At 63.7% G+C, this 20,997-nt stretch carries 16 protein-coding genes; 8 read left to right on the top strand and 8 right to left on the bottom strand.

Annotated elements, in window-relative coordinates:
- Positions 1-11: 11 nt before the first annotated feature.
- Positions 12-3,821, top strand: a complete 3,810-nt coding sequence (gene metH, locus A4R29_RS21485; protein WP_063172839.1) for a methionine synthase — start codon at positions 12-14, stop codon at positions 3,819-3,821.
- An 85-nt stretch (positions 3,822-3,906) separates the two neighbouring features.
- Here metH and A4R29_RS21480 read toward each other — a convergent pair whose 3' ends face one another.
- Positions 3,907-4,311, bottom strand: coding sequence for a VOC family protein (locus A4R29_RS21480; RefSeq protein WP_013530216.1), 405 nt, complete (start codon positions 4,309-4,311; stop codon positions 3,907-3,909).
- A gap of 102 nt (positions 4,312-4,413) precedes the next feature.
- Here A4R29_RS21480 and A4R29_RS21475 point away from each other — a divergent pair, with 102 nt between their 5' ends.
- On the top strand, positions 4,414-5,046 hold the full coding sequence (locus tag A4R29_RS21475; RefSeq protein WP_024504795.1) for a TetR/AcrR family transcriptional regulator: 633 nt from the start codon (positions 4,414-4,416) through the stop codon (positions 5,044-5,046).
- Between the two features lie 164 nt (positions 5,047-5,210).
- Positions 5,211-6,605 carry a multicopper oxidase family protein gene (locus A4R29_RS21470; protein WP_063172838.1) on the top strand — a complete coding sequence of 465 codons (1,395 nt, stop codon included), beginning with the start codon at positions 5,211-5,213 and terminating at the stop codon, positions 6,603-6,605.
- Positions 6,606-6,638: 33 nt separating this feature from the next.
- Here A4R29_RS21470 and A4R29_RS21465 read toward each other — a convergent pair whose 3' ends face one another.
- From A4R29_RS21465 to A4R29_RS21455, 3 genes are all read right to left on the bottom strand, one after another.
- Positions 6,639-6,926 carry a PTS sugar transporter subunit IIB gene (locus tag A4R29_RS21465; protein ID WP_023809203.1) on the bottom strand — a complete coding sequence of 96 codons (288 nt, stop codon included), beginning with the start codon at positions 6,924-6,926 and terminating at the stop codon, positions 6,639-6,641.
- A 19-nt stretch (positions 6,927-6,945) separates the two neighbouring features.
- Positions 6,946-7,407, bottom strand: a complete 462-nt coding sequence (locus A4R29_RS21460) for a PTS sugar transporter subunit IIA (protein ID WP_063172837.1) — start codon at positions 7,405-7,407, stop codon at positions 6,946-6,948.
- Between the two features lie 119 nt (positions 7,408-7,526).
- Complete coding sequence (locus tag A4R29_RS21455) at positions 7,527-8,933, bottom strand: PTS galactitol transporter subunit IIC (RefSeq protein WP_013530221.1); 1,407 nt, start codon at positions 8,931-8,933, stop codon at positions 7,527-7,529.
- A gap of 339 nt (positions 8,934-9,272) precedes the next feature.
- Between A4R29_RS21455 and A4R29_RS21450 the strand changes: the two genes are divergently transcribed.
- Complete coding sequence (locus A4R29_RS21450) at positions 9,273-10,589, top strand: NAD(P)H-dependent oxidoreductase (RefSeq protein WP_063172836.1); 1,317 nt, start codon at positions 9,273-9,275, stop codon at positions 10,587-10,589.
- A 4-nt stretch (positions 10,590-10,593) separates the two neighbouring features.
- Here A4R29_RS21450 and proC read toward each other — a convergent pair whose 3' ends face one another.
- Genes proC through A4R29_RS21435 form a run of 3 tightly spaced genes read right to left on the bottom strand, consistent with a single transcriptional unit; the run spans position 10,594 to position 13,771 of the window.
- Complete coding sequence (proC, locus tag A4R29_RS21445; RefSeq protein WP_063172835.1) at positions 10,594-11,409, bottom strand: pyrroline-5-carboxylate reductase; 816 nt, start codon at positions 11,407-11,409, stop codon at positions 10,594-10,596.
- Positions 11,410-11,469: 60 nt separating this feature from the next.
- Positions 11,470-12,804 (bottom strand): O-antigen ligase family protein, encoded by a 1,335-nt coding sequence (locus tag A4R29_RS21440; protein ID WP_027162296.1) that lies wholly within the window; start codon positions 12,802-12,804, stop codon positions 11,470-11,472.
- Positions 12,773-13,771 (bottom strand): glycosyltransferase family 2 protein, encoded by a 999-nt coding sequence (locus A4R29_RS21435; protein WP_027162295.1) that lies wholly within the window; start codon positions 13,769-13,771, stop codon positions 12,773-12,775. Before A4R29_RS21435 ends, A4R29_RS21440 begins: the two co-directional genes overlap by 32 nt.
- 172 nt (positions 13,772-13,943) lie before the next feature.
- On the opposite strand from A4R29_RS21435, the gene A4R29_RS21430 reads away from it, so the two are divergent.
- The 3 genes from A4R29_RS21430 to A4R29_RS21420 are packed head-to-tail and all read left to right on the top strand — an operon-like array spanning position 13,944 to position 16,827.
- Positions 13,944-15,116, top strand: coding sequence for a glycosyltransferase family 4 protein (locus A4R29_RS21430; RefSeq protein WP_063172834.1), 1,173 nt, complete (start codon positions 13,944-13,946; stop codon positions 15,114-15,116).
- Entirely contained in the window at positions 15,113-15,907 is a 795-nt protein-coding gene (locus A4R29_RS21425; RefSeq protein WP_063170060.1) for a WecB/TagA/CpsF family glycosyltransferase, read from the top strand. The genes A4R29_RS21430 and A4R29_RS21425 overlap by 4 nt, the downstream gene beginning before the upstream one ends.
- A complete protein-coding gene (locus tag A4R29_RS21420) occupies positions 15,904-16,827 on the top strand; it encodes a DUF6492 family protein (protein WP_063172833.1) in 924 nt (307 codons plus the stop codon). Before A4R29_RS21425 ends, A4R29_RS21420 begins: the two co-directional genes overlap by 4 nt.
- An 80-nt stretch (positions 16,828-16,907) precedes the next feature.
- On the opposite strand, the gene A4R29_RS21415 is transcribed toward A4R29_RS21420, so the two are convergent.
- Positions 16,908-18,203 (bottom strand): lipopolysaccharide biosynthesis protein, encoded by a 1,296-nt coding sequence (locus A4R29_RS21415; protein WP_063172832.1) that lies wholly within the window; start codon positions 18,201-18,203, stop codon positions 16,908-16,910.
- Between the two features lie 198 nt (positions 18,204-18,401).
- On the opposite strand from A4R29_RS21415, the gene A4R29_RS21410 reads away from it, so the two are divergent.
- Positions 18,402-20,945 carry a GumC family protein gene (locus A4R29_RS21410; RefSeq protein WP_063172831.1) on the top strand — a complete coding sequence of 848 codons (2,544 nt, stop codon included), beginning with the start codon at positions 18,402-18,404 and terminating at the stop codon, positions 20,943-20,945.
- The last annotated feature ends 52 nt before the right edge of the window (positions 20,946-20,997 follow it).

The raw sequence follows: 20,997 nt of genomic DNA, 5'->3' as shown, positions 1-20,997 counted from the left end.
AGGGATAAAAAATGTCGCAGAATTCTGCCTCGTTGGACGCATTGTTCGGCCCCGTCGCGGCAAAACCGGACGGCTCGGAAGTGCTTGCCGCGCTGACAGCGGCGGCACGCGAGCGCATTCTCATCCTCGACGGCGCCATGGGCACGCAGATCCAGGGCCTCGGGTTTAACGAGGACCAATTCCGCGGCGAGGCTTTCGCCGGCTGCGCCTGCCATCAGCAGGGCAACAACGACCTTTTGATCCTGACCCAGCCCGGGGCGATCGAGGAGATCCATTACCAGTACGCCATCGCAGGCGCCGACATCCTGGAGACCAATACTTTCTCCTCGACCTCGATCGCCCAGGCCGACTACGGCATGGAAGATGCCGTCTATGCGCTGAACCGCGATGGCGCGCGGCTGGTCAGGCGCGCCGCTGTTCGGGCCGAGCAGCAGGACGGCAAGCGAAGGTTTGTCGCCGGAGCGCTCGGGCCGACCAACCGCACCGCCTCGATGTCGCCCGACGTCAACAATCCCGGCTATCGCGCCGTGACCTTCGACGATTTGCGCCTCGCCTATGGCGAGCAGCTGCGCGGGTTGATCGATGGCGGCGCCGACATCATCCTGATCGAGACCATCTTCGACACGCTGAACGCCAAGGCGGCGATCTTCGCGGCGGAAGAGATCTTCATCGAGAAGGGCGTGCGCCTGCCCGTGATGATTTCGGGCACCATCACGGACCTCTCCGGCCGCACGCTGTCGGGCCAGACGCCGACGGCCTTCTGGCATTCGGTGCGCCATGCCAACCCCTTCACCATCGGCCTCAACTGCGCGCTCGGCGCCAACGCCATGCGAGCGCATCTGGCCGAAATATCCGGTGTCGCCGACACCTTTGTCTGCGCTTATCCGAATGCCGGCCTGCCCAACGAATTCGGCCGGTATGACGAAAGCCCGGACTTCATGGCCGCCCAGATCGAGGATTTCGCGCGTGAGGGACTGGTCAATGTCGTCGGCGGCTGCTGCGGCTCGACGCCGGAGCACATCCGCGCCATCGCCGAGGCGGTGCGGAAGTATCCGCCGCGCGCCATTCCGGACATTGAGCCCAGGATGCGCCTGTCCGGGCTGGAGCCATTCACGCTCACCGACGAGATCCCCTTCGTCAATGTCGGCGAGCGAACCAATGTCACCGGCTCGGCCAAGTTCCGGAAACTGATCACGGCGGGCGACTATGTCGCCGCGCTCGACGTCGCCCGCGACCAGGTCGCCAACGGCGCGCAGATCATCGACATCAACATGGACGAGGGTCTGATCGATTCGAAGAAGGCCATGGTCGAATACCTCAACCTGATCGCCGCCGAGCCGGACATCGCCCGCGTTCCTGTCATGGTCGACAGTTCGAAATGGGAGATCATCGAAGCCGGCTTGAAATGCGTGCAGGGCAAGCCGCTGGTCAACTCCATCTCGATGAAGGAGGGCGAAGAAGCCTTCCTGCATCATGTCAGGCTGGTCCGCGCCTATGGCGCCGCCGTCGTCGTTATGGCCTTCGACGAGGACGGCCAGGCCGACACCAAGGCGCGCAAGGTCGAGATCTGCACCCGCGCCTACAAGCTCCTCACCGAGCAGGCCGGCTTCCCGCCCGAGGACATCGTCTTCGATCCCAACGTGTTCGCCATCGCCACGGGCATCGAGGAGCACGACAATTACGGCGTCGACTTCATCGAGGCGGCCGGCGAGATCACCGCCACGCTGCCGCATGTCCACATTTCCGGCGGCGTGTCGAACCTGTCTTTCTCGTTCCGTGGCAACGAGCCGGTGCGCGAGGCCATGCATGCCGTATTCCTTTACCATGCCATCCAGCGCGGCATGGACATGGGCATCGTCAATGCCGGCCAGCTCGCCGTCTACGATACGATCGAGCCTGATCTGCGCGAGGCCTGCGAGGATGTCGTGCTCAACCGCGCGCCCAAGGCCGGCGGCACCGCCACCGAACGCATGCTGGAGATCGCCGAACGCTTCAAGGGCACGGCCGGCAAGGAAGCGCAGGAGCGCGATCTCGTCTGGCGCGAATGGACTGTCGAACAGCGGATCAGCCATGCGCTGGTCAACGGCATCACCGAATTCATCGACGCCGACACCGAGGAAGCACGGCTTGCCGCCGAGCGGCCGCTGCATGTCATCGAAGGTCCGCTGATGGCCGGCATGAACGTCGTCGGCGATCTGTTCGGTGCGGGAAAGATGTTCCTGCCGCAAGTGGTGAAGTCGGCGCGGGTGATGAAGCAGGCGGTGGCTGGACTGCTGCCGCACATGGAAGCCGAGAAGCTGGCAAACGCCGCCAACGGCATCGACAATGGCGAACGCAAAACGGCCGGAAAAATCCTGATGGCGACGGTCAAGGGCGATGTCCATGACATCGGCAAGAACATCGTCGGCGTGGTTCTCGCCTGCAACAATTACGAGATCATCGATCTCGGCGTCATGGTGCCGGCGGCCAGGATCCTGCAGACGGCGCGCGAGCAAAATGTCGATATCATCGGCCTGTCCGGCCTGATTACGCCGTCGCTGGACGAGATGGCGCACATGGCCGCCGAGATGGAGCGTGAAGGCTTCGACATTCCGCTGCTGATCGGCGGCGCGACGACCAGCCGCGTGCACACGGCGGTGAAGATCCACCCGCGCTACAGCAAGGGGCAGACGGTCTATGTCACCGACGCCAGCCGCGCGGTCGGCGTGGTCTCATCCTTGCTGTCCAACGAGAGCAAGGATGGCTTTGTCGATACGGTGCGCGCCGAATACAAGAAGGTCGCCGATGCGCATGCCCGCTCGGAAGCCGACAAGCAGCGTTTGCCGCTGGCCAAGGCGAGGGCCAATGCGCATCGGATAGACTGGTCTGAATATGAGCCGCCGAAGCCGTCCTTCGCAGGCGTCAAGGTGTTCGAGAACTGGGACCTGACCGAGCTCGCGCGCTACATCGATTGGACGCCGTTCTTCCAGACCTGGGAGCTGAAGGGCCGCTATCCCAAGATATTGGAGGATGAGGCGCAAGGTGCCGCCGCACGCCAGTTGTTCGAGGATGCGCAGGCGATGCTGAACAAGATCATTGCCGAAAAGTGGTTCGCGCCGCGCGGCGTCATCGGCTTCTGGCCGGCCAACGCCGTCGGCGACGACATCAGGCTGTTTACGGACGAGAAGCGGTCGCAGGAACTGGCGACGTTCTTCACCTTGCGCCAGCAACTGACCAAGCGCGACGGCAAGGCCAATGTTGCCCTGTCGGATTTCGTCGCGCCGGCGGAGTGCGGCAAAGCCGATTACATCGGCGGCTTCATCGTCACCGCCGGCATCGAGGAGGTGGCTATCGCCGAACGGTTCGAGCGGGCGAATGACGACTATTCCTCGATCATGGTCAAGGCGCTGGCCGACCGCTTCGCCGAAGCCTTTGCCGAGCGCATGCATGAGAAGGTGCGCAAGGAATTCTGGGGCTACGTGCCAGACGAATCGCTGGCGCCGGACGAGCTGATCGGCGAACCCTATCGCGGCATCCGACCGGCGCCCGGCTATCCGGCTCAGCCAGACCATACGGAGAAGGCGACTTTGTTCCGGCTGCTCGACGGCGAAGGCAATGCCGGCGTGAGACTGACCGAAAGCTATGCGATGTGGCCGGGTTCATCCGTCTCGGGGATCTATCTGTCGCATCCCGAAAGCTATTATTTCGGCGTCGCCAAGGTCGAGCGCGACCAGGTCGAGGATTATGCACGCCGCAAGGCGATGCCGTTGACCGAGGTCGAGCGCTGGCTTGGCCCCATCCTCAACTACGTGCCGGCACACTATGCCGAGGCGGCTGAATAGCCGATGCCGGCGCGCCTGACGGAAGCGACAGGCGAATGCCGATCGCTTCTCCAGTGTCATCCTGGCCCGCTTCGATTCCTGTGGGCTATTGCATGGCCGACGGGTTCATCCACAGCAGCTCCCAGACGTTGCCGTCCGGATCTTCGATGTGGCGGTTGAACATGAAACCAAGATCCTGCGCCGGGTTGGGATCGGCGCGACCGCCTGCCGCCACGCCCTTCTCGATTACGACATTGACCTCGTCCTTGCTGTCGACGGTGAGTGCGATCAACATCTGGCTGTCCCGCTTGGGGTCGCCGATCGGGCGCGCTGTGAACTGGCTGTAATGCTGGTGCGTCAGCAACATGACCCCGATCGAGTCTGAGAACATGATCGAGCTGGATTGGTCGCTCGAGAACTGCGGGTTCAGCGTGCCCCCGATCGCGAGATAGAACTTGGTCGCCGCCTGCAGATCGCGTACCGGTAGATTGAGGAAGATCATTTTGGTCATCGGTCTAAGCCTTGCTGCCGTTGATGGGTACTAGCCAGTCTAGTACTGTAACTATGGCTACCATGCGGGAACGGTACCGTCTAGTACTGGTTGAGAGGCGCTATGAAAATTGATGGTGAGACCAGGTCGGCTCGCAAGGATCGTGAAATCATTGAAGCGGCTACGGCCGCCTTCATCGCCAAGGGCTATGATGGAACCAGCATGGAAGAGATCGCCACCAAAGCAGGCGCATCCAAGCAGACTGTCTACAAGCATTTCACGGACAAGGAGACGCTTTTCGGCGAAGTCGTCGAGTCCACCGCCAGCCAGACCAACGATGTCGTCGAGTCCGTGACGATGCTGCTTTCCGAGGCGAAATTCATGGAGGGTGGGCTACAGCAGCTTGCCCGACGCATGACAACGACGCTGATGGACGAAGAGCTGCTGAAGCTGCGGCGTCTGATTATCGCCAACGCGGATCGGATGCCGCAGCTTGGCCGGAGCTGGTATGAAAAAGGTTTTGAACGCATGCTTGCCTCGGTGGCATCATGCTTTCAAAAGCTTACCAGTCGAGGCCTGTTGCAGACCAGCGATCCCCGTCTGGCGGCCAGCCATCTCTTCGGAATGCTTCTCTGGATCCCAATGAACGAAGCCATGTTCACCGGAAGCAACCCGCGTTCGAAGGCGGATCTCGAGCGGCACGCCGATGCTTCGGTCGAAGCATTCCTTGCCGCCTATGGGGCGCGGCCGAAATAGTCGCGCGCCGCTCCGCCAGCGATGCTTATTGTGGTCGATTGTCCGTCCACGCCAGCGTCTTTTGCTTAAGGCCGGTGGCGGAGTCGGTTTAGGCACAGGATGCTCGCTTACGATCCAAGGCTGCGATAAACCCAGGGCAGCCGTCTTTGCAGCTGGAGCGTCAAATGACCGTACTCACCCGACGCCGGCTTTTGAAAACGGCAGCGATTGCCGGCGCAGGCGGGGTCGGGCTTTCGGCCATGGGCCGGCTTGGTGGCTGGGCCGCTGCCACGCCTGAGCCGGTGGTTTTGCAGACGGCAAAGATCCAGGCGAAGCTGATGGATATCGGCCAGACCAGGGATGTGCTGACCTATGGCAACGCCGGAATGCCGCCCGTGCTCAGAATGAAAAAAGGCCAGCCCTTCGCTGCACGCCTTGTCAACGCGATCGACGATCCGACGACGATCCACTGGCACGGTATTCGCGTTCCAAACAAGATGGACGGCGTGCCGTTCCTGGTCCAGCCCTACGTCTACACCGGCGATCATTTCGACTACGCCTTCACGCCGCCCGATGCCGGCACCTTCTGGTACCACCCGCATTGCAACACGCTGGAGCAGATGGGCCATGGCCTGACGGGCGTGATCGTGGTCGAAAACCCAAGCGACCCGAAATTCGACGCCGAAATCGTCCTCAATTTGCGCGACTGGCGCCTCGGCGACGACGGTCAGTTCATCGACCAGTTCCGGCCGCGCGATGCCGCGAGAACCGGCACTTACGGCACGGTGCGCACCGCCAATTGGCTCGACCAGCCGCAATATGATGCGCCGGCCGGCGGACTGGCGCGGCTGCGCGTCGCCATCACCGACGTGACGCGAATCTACGCTTTTCACGTCGACGGTGCACAGGCGACTGTCATGGCGCTCGACGGCAATCCGGTGCCTGAGCGTTTTTCCCCCGATGCCTTGCTGCTTGGACCCGGCCAGCGCATGGAGCTGGCCATACGCATGCCCGACGAGGAAGGCGCGATCGTCAGCTTGAGGGACGTCAGAGGCACCAAGCCAAAAATCCTGGCAACCCTGCGCGCGACAGGAAACTCCCTCAAACGGGACATTCGCGATGTTGCTCCACTGGAGCTCAATCCGGTGGCGGAAGTGGATCTCGCCAGTGCCAGGCATATTTCCCTGGCGCTCAGCGCCACGGCGGAAAATGTCCCGAGCGATGGCATCTGCGGCTCGCTGGGCTACAGTTTCTGGGCCATCAACAAAGTGCCGTGGCCCGGCGACACCAAGGATCCGACCGCGCCTCTGGCCGAACTGAAGCTTGGCCAAAGCTACGTCATCGACATGGAGAACCTGACGCCGCAATCCCATCCGATGCATCTGCACGGCATGAGCTTCAAGGTGCTGTCGTCCTCGACGCGCCAGGTTCAGCCCGTGATTTCCGACACCTATCTCATCCAGCCCAACGAGAAGGTTCAGCTCGGTTTCGTCGCCGACAATCCCGGCGACTGGCTGCTGCACTGCCACATCATCGAGCACCAGAAATCGGGAATGACGAGCTACGTCAGGGTGGTGTGAAGCCGCGTCAGCCTGGGGGTGGCATCTGGACCGTCACTTGCGCAATTGAGCCTCGATCTCGTCGAGCACTTTGTCCTTGCCGATGCCGGTGAGGAAGGCGAGGCCCTTGATGACCGGCTTGGTCACCGAAGCGGAGATCGGGGTGGTTGCGACGATGAAGTCGACATTGTCGGCCAGTCCGGGCACTTCGGTGGCCTTTGCCTGCTGGGCATTGAAGGTGAGGCCGCGTTTCTTCATTTCCTCGGTGACGGCGACGTTGACCGCGGTCGAGGTGGCGATGCCCGTGCCGCAGGCGAAGAGAATGGTTTTCTGTCTGGACATCTCTGCTTCTCCTTGGTTATCAGCCGAGTACGGCTCGCACGTCTTCGAGGGTTCTGGCCGACCTCAAATCATCCAAGGCTTGCGGGTTCTGGATGGTGGCCATGACGGCCTGCAGCGCCTCAATCTGCTTGTCCTTGTCGTTGATGGCAAGCAGGAAGACGAAGCCGACCGGCAGCATCTCGTCGGGATCCTCCATGTTGGCGAAGATCACCGGTTGCTTCAATGTGGCCATCGCGATGCCAGGCTTCAGCACATGTTCCGGATCGGTGTGCGGCACCGCGACATTGTCGGAGCGTTCCAGCGGCAGTCCGGTCGGGATGGTCAATTCGCGGCGCACGACCGCGTCGGCATAGGAGCTTTTGACATAGCCAAGTCTCTCCAGCCGGCCCGCCAGGATGCGGATGATCTCCTCATTGGTCGAGGCATCGGATCCGAGCACGATCGCGTCGGAATCCAGAAGCTGCATGAGGCCGTCGGACATTCTTTGCTCCGTCGATGAAATCGTGCGCCCCGAGGAGGGCGCACGATCGGGCTCCGTCGATGAAATCGGGCGCCCCGAGGAGGGCGTACGATCGGTTTGAAGGGTGGACCCTATCAGGTTCAGGCCGTCTCTTCGGCCGGCTCGTCTTCGGCGCCCGCGGCCCGCTCCCAGCCGAGCGGATTGCGGCGGTAGAGGACAAACAATGCCGCGATGACCACCGCGATCACGATGATGCCGACAAGTCCAAGCCCCTGGATCGCCTCGATGACCACGTAAGGCACCCACAGGAAGCCGTCGACCACCGAGGTGATCTGCAGCGCATCCGCCGGCAGCTTGAAGCCCGATGCGACGGCAGCACTTGTGAACAGCGGCGCCAGCGCGTTGGCGACGTAGAAGCCGATGGCCAGCGTCACCGTGCCGATCACCACCATGCGGAACACGTTGCCTTTGACCAGCGGCGCGGTCATGGCGACGATGAAGGGAATGACCGCAAGGTCGGCGAACAGGATGACGCGGTTGCCCGGCAGGATGATGGACAGGATGATCGCGATCGGCACCAGGATCAGCGACGACGAGATCGCGGCCGGATGGCCGATCAGGATCGCGGAATCGAGGCCAACAAGAAGCTCGCGATCGCCCGTGCGCTTGCGCACGAATGCCTGGGCTGCGTCGGAAACCGGCAGCAGGCCTTCCATCAGGATCTTGACCATGCGCGGCAGCAGCAGCATGACCGCGGCCAGCGTCATGCCGGTGCCCAGAACCTTGGCCAGCACCACGCTGAGATCACCCGCATTGTAGAAGGCGATCGCACCAAGCACGAGGCCGATAATGAGGCCCATCACGACAGGTTCGCCGAACACGCCGAACCTGCGCTCGATCGTATCGGTGTTGATGTTGATGCGGTTGATCCCGGGAATGCGGTCCATGATCCAGTTGAGCACAATGGCGATCGGCAGGATCTGCGCCGAGGCGAGATGCGGCACGGAAATGCCGGGTACCCCGTAGAACTGCTGTACCGCGCGCGCCGACCAGTCGGCGAACAACAGCGAGAGTGCTGCGACAAGTGCTGCGACCGCGATGCCATAGGCCAGGTTGTCGGTTGCGGCGACCACCAGCGAGCCGACAAAGGCGAAGTGCCAGAAGTTCCAGACGTCGACATTGAGCGTGCGCGTCATGCGTGTCAGCAACAGCACGATGTTGACGAGGATGCCGACCGGAATGACCCAAAGGCCGACCGATGAGCCGAAGGCGATCGCGGCCGCGGAGGGCCAGCCGACATCGATGATGTCGCGATGGATGCCGGTGTTGGTCACGATGGCCTTGGCGACGTCGCCAATCGACGTGAACATGAGGCCAAGCACCAGATTGATGCCGATGAAGGCGACGCCGATGGTGACGGCGGCGCGAAAAGCCTTGCTGACCTTGGCGCCCAGAACCACGGCGATGACGAAAATGACAATTGGCAGCAGGATCGTCGGGCCAAGCGTATCGATGGCCCCTTTTAGGCCCGCGAGAACAGTATCCATTTTTCCTCCCCTGGAGCCGCGAGCCTTCGCTCGACGCCTCGCAATGATGCTCCATCCAGCCTTTGACGCCGTGGCGCAAAGACACTCCCCAATTTGCCCAGAGGCGAATGCTTCCCGACTGTCGCGTCGGTGAACATTTGCCTTTGTTGACAAACGAATGTTTTATTGGGGTTGTCCGCTGCAATGTCAATTGGTTGGGCTTCGGCGAATCGAGCCCCGGCGGACGTGCCTTCCGAGACGATTTCGTGGGAAATTGCCGGTCGCGACCGGGTTTCGTTGGCAAATAGAACCCATTCCCTGCTATCCGACCCCAAATCACGAAGCTGTGGACATTCCTGCATGACCAACGTCGCCCTGACCGGGCTTGCCCGTGATCTCGCCAAGCGTGCCGCCGAGAACCGCCCGGTGCGCATCGGTGTCATCGGTTCGGGCGAAATGGGCACCGATCTGGTCACGCAGGGCATGCTGATGCCGGGCATTTCGGTCTGCGCCGTCTCGACGCGCCGCCCGCACACCGCGCGCGACACTATCCGTATCGCCTATGGCGACGAAGCCATGGCGGTCGAAGCCGACACCGCCTCGAAAGTCACCGCGGCAATCGAGGCGGGAAAAATCGCCGTCACATCCAACGAGATGCTGGTCACCAATCCGCTGATCGACGTCGTCATCGACGCCACCGGCAAGCCGGGCGTCGCCGCCGATTTCGACCTCATGGCGATGGAGCACGGCAAGCATCTGGTGATGATGAACGTCGAGGCTGACGTCACCATCGGCTGCTATCTCAAGCAGCAGGCCGACCGGCTTGGCGTCGTCTATTCGGTGGGTGCGGGCGACGAGCCGTCGAGCTGCATGGAACTGATCGAGTTTGCGTCGGCGCTCGGGCTGACCATCGTGTCGGCCGGCAAGGGCAAGAACAACCCGCTCAACCACGATGCCGTGCCGGACGACTATCGCGCCGAAGCGATCCGCCGCAACATGAACCCGCGCATGCTGGTCGAGTTCGTCGACGGCTCCAAGACCATGGTCGAGATGTGCGCCATCGCCAACGCCACCGGGCTGGTGCCGGACGTCCCCGGCATGCACGGCCCCAAGGCCGATCGCGACGACCTCGCCAAGGTGCTGATCCCGCGCGAGGATGGCGGGCTGCTGTTGAAGAAGGGCGTCGTCGACTACACGGTCGGCAAGGGCGTCGCGCCCGGTGTCTTCGTCATCGTCGAAGCGACGCATCCGCGCATCATCGAGCGCATGGACGATCTTCATATCGGCCACGGCCCCTATTACAGCCTGTTCCGGCCATACCATTTGACCTCGCTGGAAGTGCCGCTGACCGCCGCCCGCATCGTGCTTTTCGGCAAGCCCGACATGGTGCCGCTGCCGCGGCCGGTTGCCGAAGTGTGCGCCGTTGCCAAGCGCGACCTTGCCCCCGGCGAGACCTTCGATGCGATCGGCGAGACTTGTTACCGCTCCTGGACGATGACCGTCGGCGAAGCCCGCGCCCAGCGCGCCGTGCCGGTCGGCCTGCTCGAGGGCGGCAAGGTGCTGAAACCGGTCACGAAAGGCGAATTGCTGACGGCGGATAATGCGTCGCCCGACCAGACGACGAGGCTGTTCGCCTTGCGCCGGCTGCAGGATGAGATGCTGTACGGGACAAACTGAGGATTTATCTCCCCAGTTCGACCGACCGCAGCCGCGCAGCCTCCACCGCTTGCGTCAGCAGATTGGTCAGCCGGTCCTCGCCCATCAGAACGGCCAGCGCCGCGGCCGTCGTGCCGTTGGGGCTGGTGACCTGCCGGCGCAGCACGCCCGGTTCCTCGCCGCTTTCGGCGGCGAGCGAGGCGGCGCCATAGACGGTCTGCATGGCGAGCAGCTTGGCGGTCGCCGTCGGCAGACCGGCCTTCTCGGCGGCAACCGTCAGCGCTTCGATGAAATGGAAGATATAGGCCGGCCCCGATCCGGACACGGCGGTCACCGCATCCATCAGGCCCTCATCGTCGATGGTGGCCACTTCGCCGCTCGCCGACAAAAGGTCGGCGACGAAACGCTTGGTGTCATCGGACACGAGCTTGTTGGAGAACACCACCATCATGCCCTTGCCGATCGCCGCGGGCGTGTTGGGCATGCAGCGCACGATCGGCGCGCGGTTGCCGAGGATTTCCTCGAAGGTGGCGGCAGGCGTGCCGGCGGCGATGCTGACGAAGGTGGTGCGGCCGTCGCCGAAGCGCTTGTAGGCGGCCGTGACGTCGCGGATCACCTGCGGCTTCACCGCGATGACGACGAGATCGGGCAGGGCATCGGCCGGTATGCTACCGGCATCGGCTGATGTCGCGCAGCCCAGCGTTGCCGCGCGATTGCGCAGATCGGCATTGGGCTCGACCACGAAAACCGCCGACGGCGCGAGCTTGCCGGATTTCAGCCAGCCCGAGAGCATGGCGTAGCCCATATTGCCGCAGCCGGCGAGAACAAGCCTGATCGTCATCGAAAGCCCTCCAGAGGAAGGCCTTCACATAGACGCTGGCGCTTCCCTGGGGAAGCCCCATCAGGATCGCGAGCCACGATCGGGATCGCGCACCGCGATTGGCCGCAGCGACACTTGCCTGAGGCCGAGCACGCCGAGCACGAAGAACAGCCAGACCGGGTCGCCGCGATGGAAGAAGAAGCTTTCGAGGAAAGCGTTAAGCGCCGTGAACAGCACCACCATCATGAAGAAGTCGCCGAGAAAGATGTTTTCCCTGCGCAACGGAATGCGCATGTAGTCGCGCAGCGGCGCGATGAGGAAGGTGTAGACCGCCACGCATAGTGCCGGAATGCCCATCAGCACGGCGATGTCGAGATAGCCGTCATGGCCGTGCACGATGGTCCTGATGTCCCAGGGCCGGTCGAAGGGCTGGTCCTGGTTGAGCAAGAGCGGCGTGCCCCAGAAGCTCTCATAGCCGTAGCCGGTCCATGGCTTCTTCGCCAGCATGCTGCCGGCGAACTCCCACAGCGTCGTGCGGCCGGTATAGGTCATGCCGGGGAAATAGATCGCCGCCAGATGTTTTACAGGCGGCAGGAAGACGATGCCCAGCGTGCCGACAGCCGTGGCGATGATGGCCAGCGCAAACAGGATCGGCGTGCCGAGCCGCATGCCTATCAGGCTCGGGAACATGACGATCAGGATCGAGAACGGCACCAGGCCGGCTGTCGTCTTGGAGCCGGTGTGCAGCATGAAGATCATCGCCGCGAAGAAGATCCCGGCGCCCCAGTAGCGCTGCCCGCGCCGGTAGAGATAGAGGCCTGCGAAGCTGAGGCAGGCCATGACCGGCCCGGCAATGTTCTTGTGGGTGAACACGCCGCGCCACAGTCCGGCATGTTCGGGCTCCTGCGAGTCGGCTGTGTGCATCGCCTCGTGCGGAAAGACGATGAGGCCGAGATAGGAAAGGCCCATGACCACGACGGCGGTGAAGATGATCACCTTCGAGAAGGCTTCGGCGTCGCGCGGCAGCACTAGGATCGTCGCCATCGTCAGGATGCCGATCAGGGTGAAGGAGGCGGCGCGCATCGCCGAAGGCGGATCGGTCGACAGGATCACCGAGAGGAAAAAGAAGCCCAGCATCAACACCCAGGATGGGCTCAGCAGCGAGCGCACCACGCGCGGATCGGCAAAGGCCATCAGCGAGAAGATCGACATGGCGCCGAGCGAACCGAAGCCAAGCTGGTTGACGATGTCGCCGCCTTGACCGGTGAGTTCGGCGCCGCCTGGCTGGAACGGCCGGAACGACACCATGATGACGGTGAACAGCAGCGCGGCAATGGCGGTGGCCACGCCTTCGCGCGTGAACGCGTCGCCGAGCGGCGCGCGCTCAGTTTTTCTCAGGCTGGCGGTACTGCTCATTGGCATATCCGAATTCGGCCAGCACGCGGCCCAGCGCCACATGGACGGGGTAGATGGCGATCGCCGGCGATCGGGTCCGCGCCAGCCGGATCATGCCGCGAAACGGCGAGGCGGCAAGCAGTGCCAGGCTCTTCAGCAACACTTTGGCGCCGGCCATTGGCGTGCCGGCGCGCTTCTTCTTTTCGACCAGTGTCGAGATGACGCCGTTGCGCAGGCTGCGGGCGCGGATCCAGTCGGCTTCGATACGCCGCGCCGGAACGGTTTCCAGCACCTTGGCCTCGGCGCACCAGCCCAGCACAAAGCCCTTTTGCACCGACCGGCTGAGAAAGTCGGAATCGCCGCCGCCCATGAAATTGAATCTGAGATCGAGAAAGGGCGGACCCATGGCGATCAGCACGTTGCGCCCGACCAGAAGATTGCCCGACGAATAGAGCGCCGGCACGCGTCCGGTTTCCCGGTAAGGCGGCGCGAACACCGGATGGTCTGCCCATCGCGCATGGGCGGGGTCGGCAAACACGGGCACCTGCGGGCCGCCGACAATGTCGGCGCCGAGCGTTTCGGCAGCCAGGCACATCCGTTCCAGCCACTGCGGATCGGCGATCTCGTCGTCGTCGATGACCAGCAGATGCCTGAAGTTCGGGAATTGCAGGATGGCTGTCTGCCAGCCGGCATTGTAGGCGCTGCAATTGCCGCGCTCATGCGCGATGATCACCAGGCCCGGCATTTCGCCCCGCTCGAACAGCGGCAGCACCGCCTTGGCGCCGGCCCGCGCCTCGGCTTCGTTCTCCATGACGATCACGGCAAAGCGCCTGCCGGTTTGCTGCGCGCGCAGCGACGCCAGCGTTTCCAGCACCTGCTCCGGACGCTTGAAGGTCGGCAAGGTGACGACGGCTTCGACGGCCTCGACGTCAAGCCGCGGCGTGCGTCCCGCGACCGATACCGAACCGTCCGATGGCAAAGGGATCATCCGTGTCCAGCCACATGGTGAGTTGGGCTCTGGTAGCACCACGGTTGATAAGGTTTCGTTAATCACCTTGTACGGAGAAGCCCGCCAGGCAGCGGCTTTCGGCCGTCGAATGTGCAGGCTTAATCAAGGGTTCACCGCACTTTGCTACCGGCTACACCACTGGATAGGTAAGATGCATCTGCTGTTCGCCACATCGATCGTGCCCGACGGCGCTCTCGCCTCGGGCTACGAGATCGCCAACGCTGCGATCATCGCTGCCTTGCGGCGCGCTGGCGCGCGCGTCACCGTCATCGGCTTCACCTGGCCGGGGAAGCCCGCGGCCGACCCCGAAAACACCGTGGTGCTGGGTGCGATCGACGTGCGCACGGACAATGCCTCCGCGCGGCAAAAGCTGGCCTGGGTCGGCAAGGCGCTGCTTTCGGGCCTCACCTTCGCGTCGGTCAAGCTGCGCGCCGTGTCCGACAGCGATGTTCTCGCTGCCATTGAGCGTGCCGGACCGTTTGACGGCTATGTCTTGAATTCCGTGCAGTTCGCTGGCGCCTTCGAAAAGCTGTTCGCTGAGCGGCCTTCGATCTTCGTTGCCCACAATGTCGAGCATCTTTCGGCGCGGGAGAATGCCGCTGCCGCCGGCAGCCTCTTCCAGCGCCTGCTGTTTCGCCGCGAGGCGAGGCTGCTCAAGACTATGGAAGAGCGTCTCTGCCGCCGGGCGCGCTTCGTCTTCACCCTGGCCGACGAAGACCGCGCCGCGCTCGGTGTCGCCTCCGACAACCGCTCGGCGGTGCTGCCGCTGGTGACCGGTGCCCAGGCGCCAACCCTGAAAAGCCCGCGCCGCATCGACTGCGACGCCGCCCTGATCGGCACCTGGACCTGGCAGCCGAACCGCATCGGCCTCGACTGGTTCCTGGGCAAGGTCGTGCCGCATCTGCGGCCCGATTTCCGCATCCGCATTGCGGGCCACATGCCTTCGGGCGTCGCGTCGAAGCACCCGGGTGTCGAATTTGTCGGCCGCGTGCCCGACGCGCAAGCTTTCGTGCGCGGTGGTGCCGTCATCCCGCTGATCAGCACCGCCGGCAGCGGTGTCCAGTTGAAGACCATCGAAACCTTCGAGCTCGGCCTGCCTTCGGTCGCCACCAGCCGTTCGTTGCGCGGCATCGACCACCGTCCTTCCAATTGCGTCGTCACCGACGATCCCGTTGCCTTCGCCAGGGCGCTCGAGGCTGCGGCGGCCGACATCCGCGACGTTGACGGCAGCGCGTTCCGGGGCTCGCAGGTCAAGGCGCTCGACGCTGCCATCCGGCTCGGCCTCGAAAAGCTCGCACCTCTCAGGCAGGAGGCGTTTGCATGAACATGCATTCCGCCCGCGCCGCGTTCGGGCTCGACACGCTGAAGACGATCCTTGGCATCCCGGTGGTTGCGGTCCGCTGGAACGATGCCATCGCCCTGCTGAACCGGCTGATTGCCGAGCGGCGCTTCACCAAGGTCAGTTTCCTCAACGCCCACAATGCCAACATCGCCTATACCGACCCGGTGTTCGCCGAAGCACTCGATGATTTCCTCATCCTGCCCGACGGCATCGGCATCGATCTGGCGGCGAGGCTCCTCTACGGGGCGCCGTTTCCCGACAATCTCAATGGTACCGATTTCGTCCCGGCCTTCCTGCAGGCCTCGACGACGCCGCTGACCGTCGGGCTGCTCGGCGCGACGCGCGTCAACGCAGAAGCGGCGTCGGTCAAGCTGGCGGCACTGGCCGTGCAGCACCGGTTCGTGGTGATCCATGACGGCTATTTCCCCCCTTCGCAGGAGCAGGAAATCGTCGACCGGATTGCCGCGCTTCGGCCCGACGTGCTGCTCGTGGCCATGGGCGTGCCGCGCCAGGAATTGTGGATCGAACGCCATATCGACGCGCGCCATTGCACGCTGCCGATCGCCGTCGGCGCGTTGCTTGATTTCCTGAGCGGCGCGGTGCCCCGCGCGCCCTTGTGGATGCGCCGGCTGCGGCTCGAATGGCTGTTCCGGTTGGCTGTCGAGCCGGGCCGCCTGTGGCGCCGCTATGTGGTCGGCAACCCGCTGTTCCTGCTGCGCGTCGTCAGGCAGAAATTCTCGCTTGCGCCCGAAGCCGCGGGAGATACCAAATGAACAGCAGGTTCGTGCCAGGTGCCGCTGTCGAGCCAAGCCCGCTCCGGCAGACACCGACGGCGGCCATCGTGACGGCAAGCTATGCGCCCGATTTCGAGCGCTGTCGCCTGCTGTGCGAGACACTTGATCGCCACGTTTCTGGCGCGGCGCACCATTACATCCTGGTCGAGCATCGCGATGTCAGTCTGTTTCGCCAATTGGAGACCGGCCGCCGCACGGTGGTCGACGAGCGGGAATTGCTGCCGCGCTGGCTGCACGCCTTCGACGATCCGCTCAGCCTGTTTCGCCGGCGCGTCTGGCTCAGCCTGAAGACGCAGCCGCTGCGCGGCTGGCATGTGCAGCAGTTGCGCCGCATCGCCATCTCGGCGCATGCATCTCAAGACGTGCTCATCTTCTGTGATTCCGATGTTACGTTCCTGAAACCTTTCGACTGCGGCGCCTTCTGGCGCGACGGCAAGGTGCGCCTGTTCCGCCGCGACGCTGTGCTGGCGGACGAAGGTCATGAGGAGCATCGCATCTGGTCGCGCAATGCGGGATCGGCACTCGGCATCGACCCGTCCCGGACGTCGATCCATGACTACATCTCGACGCTGATCGCCTGGCGGCGCGACACCGTGCTGGCCATGTGCGGCGAGATCGAGAAGGTCCATGGCCGCAACTGGGTCGAGGTCGTCGGTTCGGCGCGCAAATTCTCCGAATGCATGATCTACGGCCGCTATGTCGACGATCTGCTGGACGGAGCCGGCCACTTCCACGGTTCCGAAGAGTTCTGCCGCGTGCACTGGACCGGCGAAGCGCTTTCGGATGACGAGTTCCGCCGCTTCGTTGCCGCCATGGCGCCGGAGCAGGTGGCGATCGGCATGCAATCCTTCATCGGCACCGATATCGGCCGCATCCGCCGCCTGATTGGGCTGGATTAGATCATCCCGAAAAGCGGAAACCGGTTTTCTCGGACAAACGATTTCCGTTTGTCCAGAAGTCATGCACAAATGAGAAAGCCCTAGACGGGCTTTGCCGGCTTGCGCATCGCCGAATAGGTGAGCAGCGTCGAGGCGAGATACAGAAGCAGGAAGACGACATTGAGCGACAGCACCAGCTTCGGCGTGTCGAGGATGGTCGTCAGCACATAGGTCAGCAACAGCGCCTTCAATCCGGCGAGCAGGCCGAGATTGAGCGCCCGCACCAGCGTCTGGCCGCGTGCGAACAAAAGCTCGGCTTGGTATTCGACCAGATTGCGCAATCCCGGCACGCAGATTGCCAGCACCACCAGCGGGGCAGCCTCGGCGACATTCTTGCCGAGTGCATTGGGGAAGAAATGCAGCACGATGCCAAGTGTCAGCAGCGCCAGCGTCGAAACCGCGAACACACCGCCTTCGATGCCGCTCTTGACCGCCAGACGCGACAACAGTTCCGGCGCGCGCATCATGCGCTGCACCAGCATCATCGAGAAGGTGCGGATCGGAATCGCCGTCAGGTCTACCAGCCGCATGATGATGGCGTAGATGCCGGCCAGATGCGGGCCGCCGATCGCCAGCACCAGCAGCTTGTCGAACTCCATCTGCAGGTAGAACAGCACTTCGGCGCCGGCCACATAGATGGAATCGGCCAATCGCCGAAGATACAGCTCGACGCGCAGCCGCAGCCTCTGGCGCGGGTAGAAGAAGCCGAAGGCGATCAGCAGCGAGGCGGCATTGGCGCCGATATAGAACCAGGACCATATCCAGACGCTGTGTTGCGCTGAGAACATGAACAGCACCGCGCCGAGCGCCCGCAGCGCGGTCGCCAGGATGGCCAGCAGCGCGGCACGGCCGAACTTGCCCAGGCCGTTGTTGACGATCAGCGCCGCCTCCACCGGCCGCCACAACAGCGCCTCGGCAAAGACGATTGCGGCAAACACCGACAGCGGCACGGTGTCGGCGAAGAAAAGCAGATAGACGCCGAACGAGGCCACGGCCAGCAGCGGCAGCGACAGCACGCCGAGCAGCAGGAAGCCGGCGGAAAAGGTGCCGATCAGATTGGGGCGGATGGTGGCGGTGCGGTAAAGCGCCGAGATGAACCCGAAAGCGAGGATGCGCGACAGCATGACGCCGGCCGCCGACGCGGTGGCGAACATGCCGAATTCGGATATCGACAGCGTGTTGGCCAGCGCGATGAAATAGGCCAGCGAAAACACCAGTCGCCCACCGGCACCGCTGATCGCTGAGAAATAGTCGCGAAGCAGCCCCCGTCGTTCGGCCAAAAAGCTGCCGATCCGGGCGAGGGGCCGCCTTTGCGGTATGTCACTGGCCTGCGTCATGTCTCAAGGAGAGCCTAGGCCGGAAAACTTAACGTGCCGTTCTGGCGGCTGGGCTTGTGTCGAAAATAGATGCAACCGAAACGAGAAACCGACGCTTCGGCGCGGGAAAATTAACCTTTTGTTTTCCATGCCTGTTTAGCGTGGCTTAACGACTGGCCAATCTCCGTTCGCAGGTCGCCAAGGGTAAAGTTCCAGACGATGGTCGACAGGGAAAACCGCGAAGACTGGAAGCGCGAGCGCTCATTGCTGGCGCTGGGCCAGGCTGTGCGTGGCGACGAACCCGACGCGTCGCTGGTCTCGATCGGCGACCGGGCAGACCCGTCATGGCGCGAGGACGCCGCCACGCGTCATCGCCTCGCCCGCTCGCAGCGCGAGGCGCGCAACCCGAAACTGTCGGGGGATCCGGTCGCGGCCGACGGGGATCATGAGCAAGCTTACCGCGCGCAAACCACGCCACGGACACAGCCCGGTGCCGCCGAAACCGCTGGCGCACGTCGCGCCGATCATACATCGGAACCTTACGCTGCAGGCGACGCGTCGTTATCCCGAAACGACGGCACGGACAGCCAGCAGTGGAAGCCGCTGATCGATCCGATGCAGGTGGTGCGCGGTGTCGGCAAGTCGAAGCTGCTGATCGTGACGACGACACTGCTGGGCGCCGCGCTCGGCATCACCGTTGCGCTGTCGACGCCGAAGAAATATGAGGCCACCACCGAACTGATCGTCGACCCGCGCGACCTGAAGCTCACCGACCGCGATCTCACCCAGTCGGTCGTCGCTTCCGACGCCACGCTGGCCATCGTCGAGAACCAGGTTCGGGTGCTGACATCAGGCACTGTTCTCAACAAGGTCGTCGACAAGCTCAATCTGGTCAACGATCCGGAATTCAATGGGCAAGGCGGCGGCGGCCTCAGCGTCATGTCGCTCATTCGCTCCGTCCTGTCCCGCAATGATGGGCCGGGGGGTGTCGACGACAGCCGTCGCCGCGCGCTTGCTGTCGGCAACCTGGCTGAGAGCCTTTCGGTCGAGCGCGGCGGCAAGACCTTCGTCATCACCGTCAGCGCCACCACGCAGAATGGCGAGAAATCGGCCCTCATCGCCAACACGATGACGGATGTCTTCCTGCAGACTTTCGGCCAGATACAGTCGGACACCGCAGGCCGCGCCACCGACGAACTGACGGCCAGGCTCGACGAGTTGCGCAAGGGCGTCGAGGCAGCCGAGCGCAAGGTCGAGGATTTCAGGGCCACGCACGATCTCGTTGACGCGCAGGGCCATCTCATCAGCGACGATGAGATGCTGAAACTCAACGAGCAGCTGTCGGTCGCGCGCGCCCGGACCCTGGAACTCAACGCCCGGGCGGCCTCGGCGCGTTCGGTCGACGTCAATTCGGTTCTCACCGGTACCTTGCCGGAGGAGATCAACTCCAACACGATGAGCGATCTGCGTTCGCAATATGCGTCGCTCAAGCAGGAAGCTGACCGCGCCGCCATCCGGCTCGGGCCGCGTCACCCCGAACTCCAGGCGATCAATGCCCAGATTGCCGGCGCACGCGACCGCATCGCCTCGGAGCTGCGCCGCATCGGCTCGTCGCTGCAGGTCGACCTCAAGCGCGCCGTCCAACTCGAACAGGATCTTGCCTCTCGCCTGGCGCAGCTGAAGGTCCGCAGCGGCGACGTCAACAGCGACCTCGTGTCGATGCGCGAACTGGAGCGCGAGGCGACCGCCAAGCGTTCCGTCTACGAACAGTACCTGCTGCGCGCCAAGGAGACCGGCGAGCAGAAGGACATCAACACCGCCAACATCAATGTGATCTCGAAGGCCTTCGCGCCGCTCGAGCCGAACGGGCCGTCGCGGGTCGTGGTCGCGCTCGCCGGCCTGTTGCTGGGTTTCGCCTCCGGCATTGGCCTCGGAGCCATGCGTGGCGCCTATGAGAGCCTGCGTGACACCGCCAATTCGCGCTCGCGTCGCGACCATGGCGCGGACGAACGCCGGACGCCTTACGAAGACAAGGCATATCGGGCAGCGCCGCCGCCGGCGCCGCCATTACCACCAGCGCCGCAGCCATCGACACCCCCGCCTGCATCACCACCGCCGGCCGCGCCACCGCCTGTCCAGCAAGCCGAGGTCTCGCCGGCAGAAAGTCCCGGCCGGATCGGTGCCTTGCTGTCGAGGCTGCACAAGTCCGTCTCGCGCAGGCCATCCCGGGAGGAGCCGTTCGATACCGTCGAATGGGCCTCTGCCGAAAACGAGGAGCCAACGCAGGATCCGCAATACCGCGCCTATCCCCGGCCGGCGCCGGCCTTCGAGCCGCGGCAGGCGGTCGCGACAGCATACCCGGCACCACCTTTCCAGCCCGGCGGCCATCCGCAGCAGACGGCGCAGCCGCCACTGCCGCCTCCCATGATGACGCAGCGGCCATATTCCGGGCCGCTGCTCTATCCCTACGCGCAGCCATTGGGCTACGCGCAGCAGCCGGGCTATCCCTATCCGCAATCGATGCCGGCCGCCAATGCCGGGCAGCAGTCCGATCCGGCTCAGCCCGCTTCCGAGTCTTATCCACAGCCGCCCGTCGCGCAGCAGCAGGCGCCTCAGCCTCATCAGCGATCGGCGGAGCCGTCGCGGGCCGTGGAGGATGCCGAGCAGCAAGCGCCAATCGAGGAAATCCGCGCCAGCCTGCGCGAATTCCGCGAAGCGGTTCGCGAACTGACCGAGAGCCGCACGCGCCGCCGCTACTTCTGAGCCACAAAAATCTGCGCGGTGCCGTACAAAAACATGCCGGTTTCGCGTAAAC

It is taken from the genome of Mesorhizobium ciceri biovar biserrulae (genome assembly GCF_001618845.1).
Lineage (GTDB): Bacteria > Pseudomonadota > Alphaproteobacteria > Rhizobiales > Rhizobiaceae > Mesorhizobium > Mesorhizobium ciceri.
This window is presented reverse-complemented; position numbering and strand designations above follow the sequence as displayed.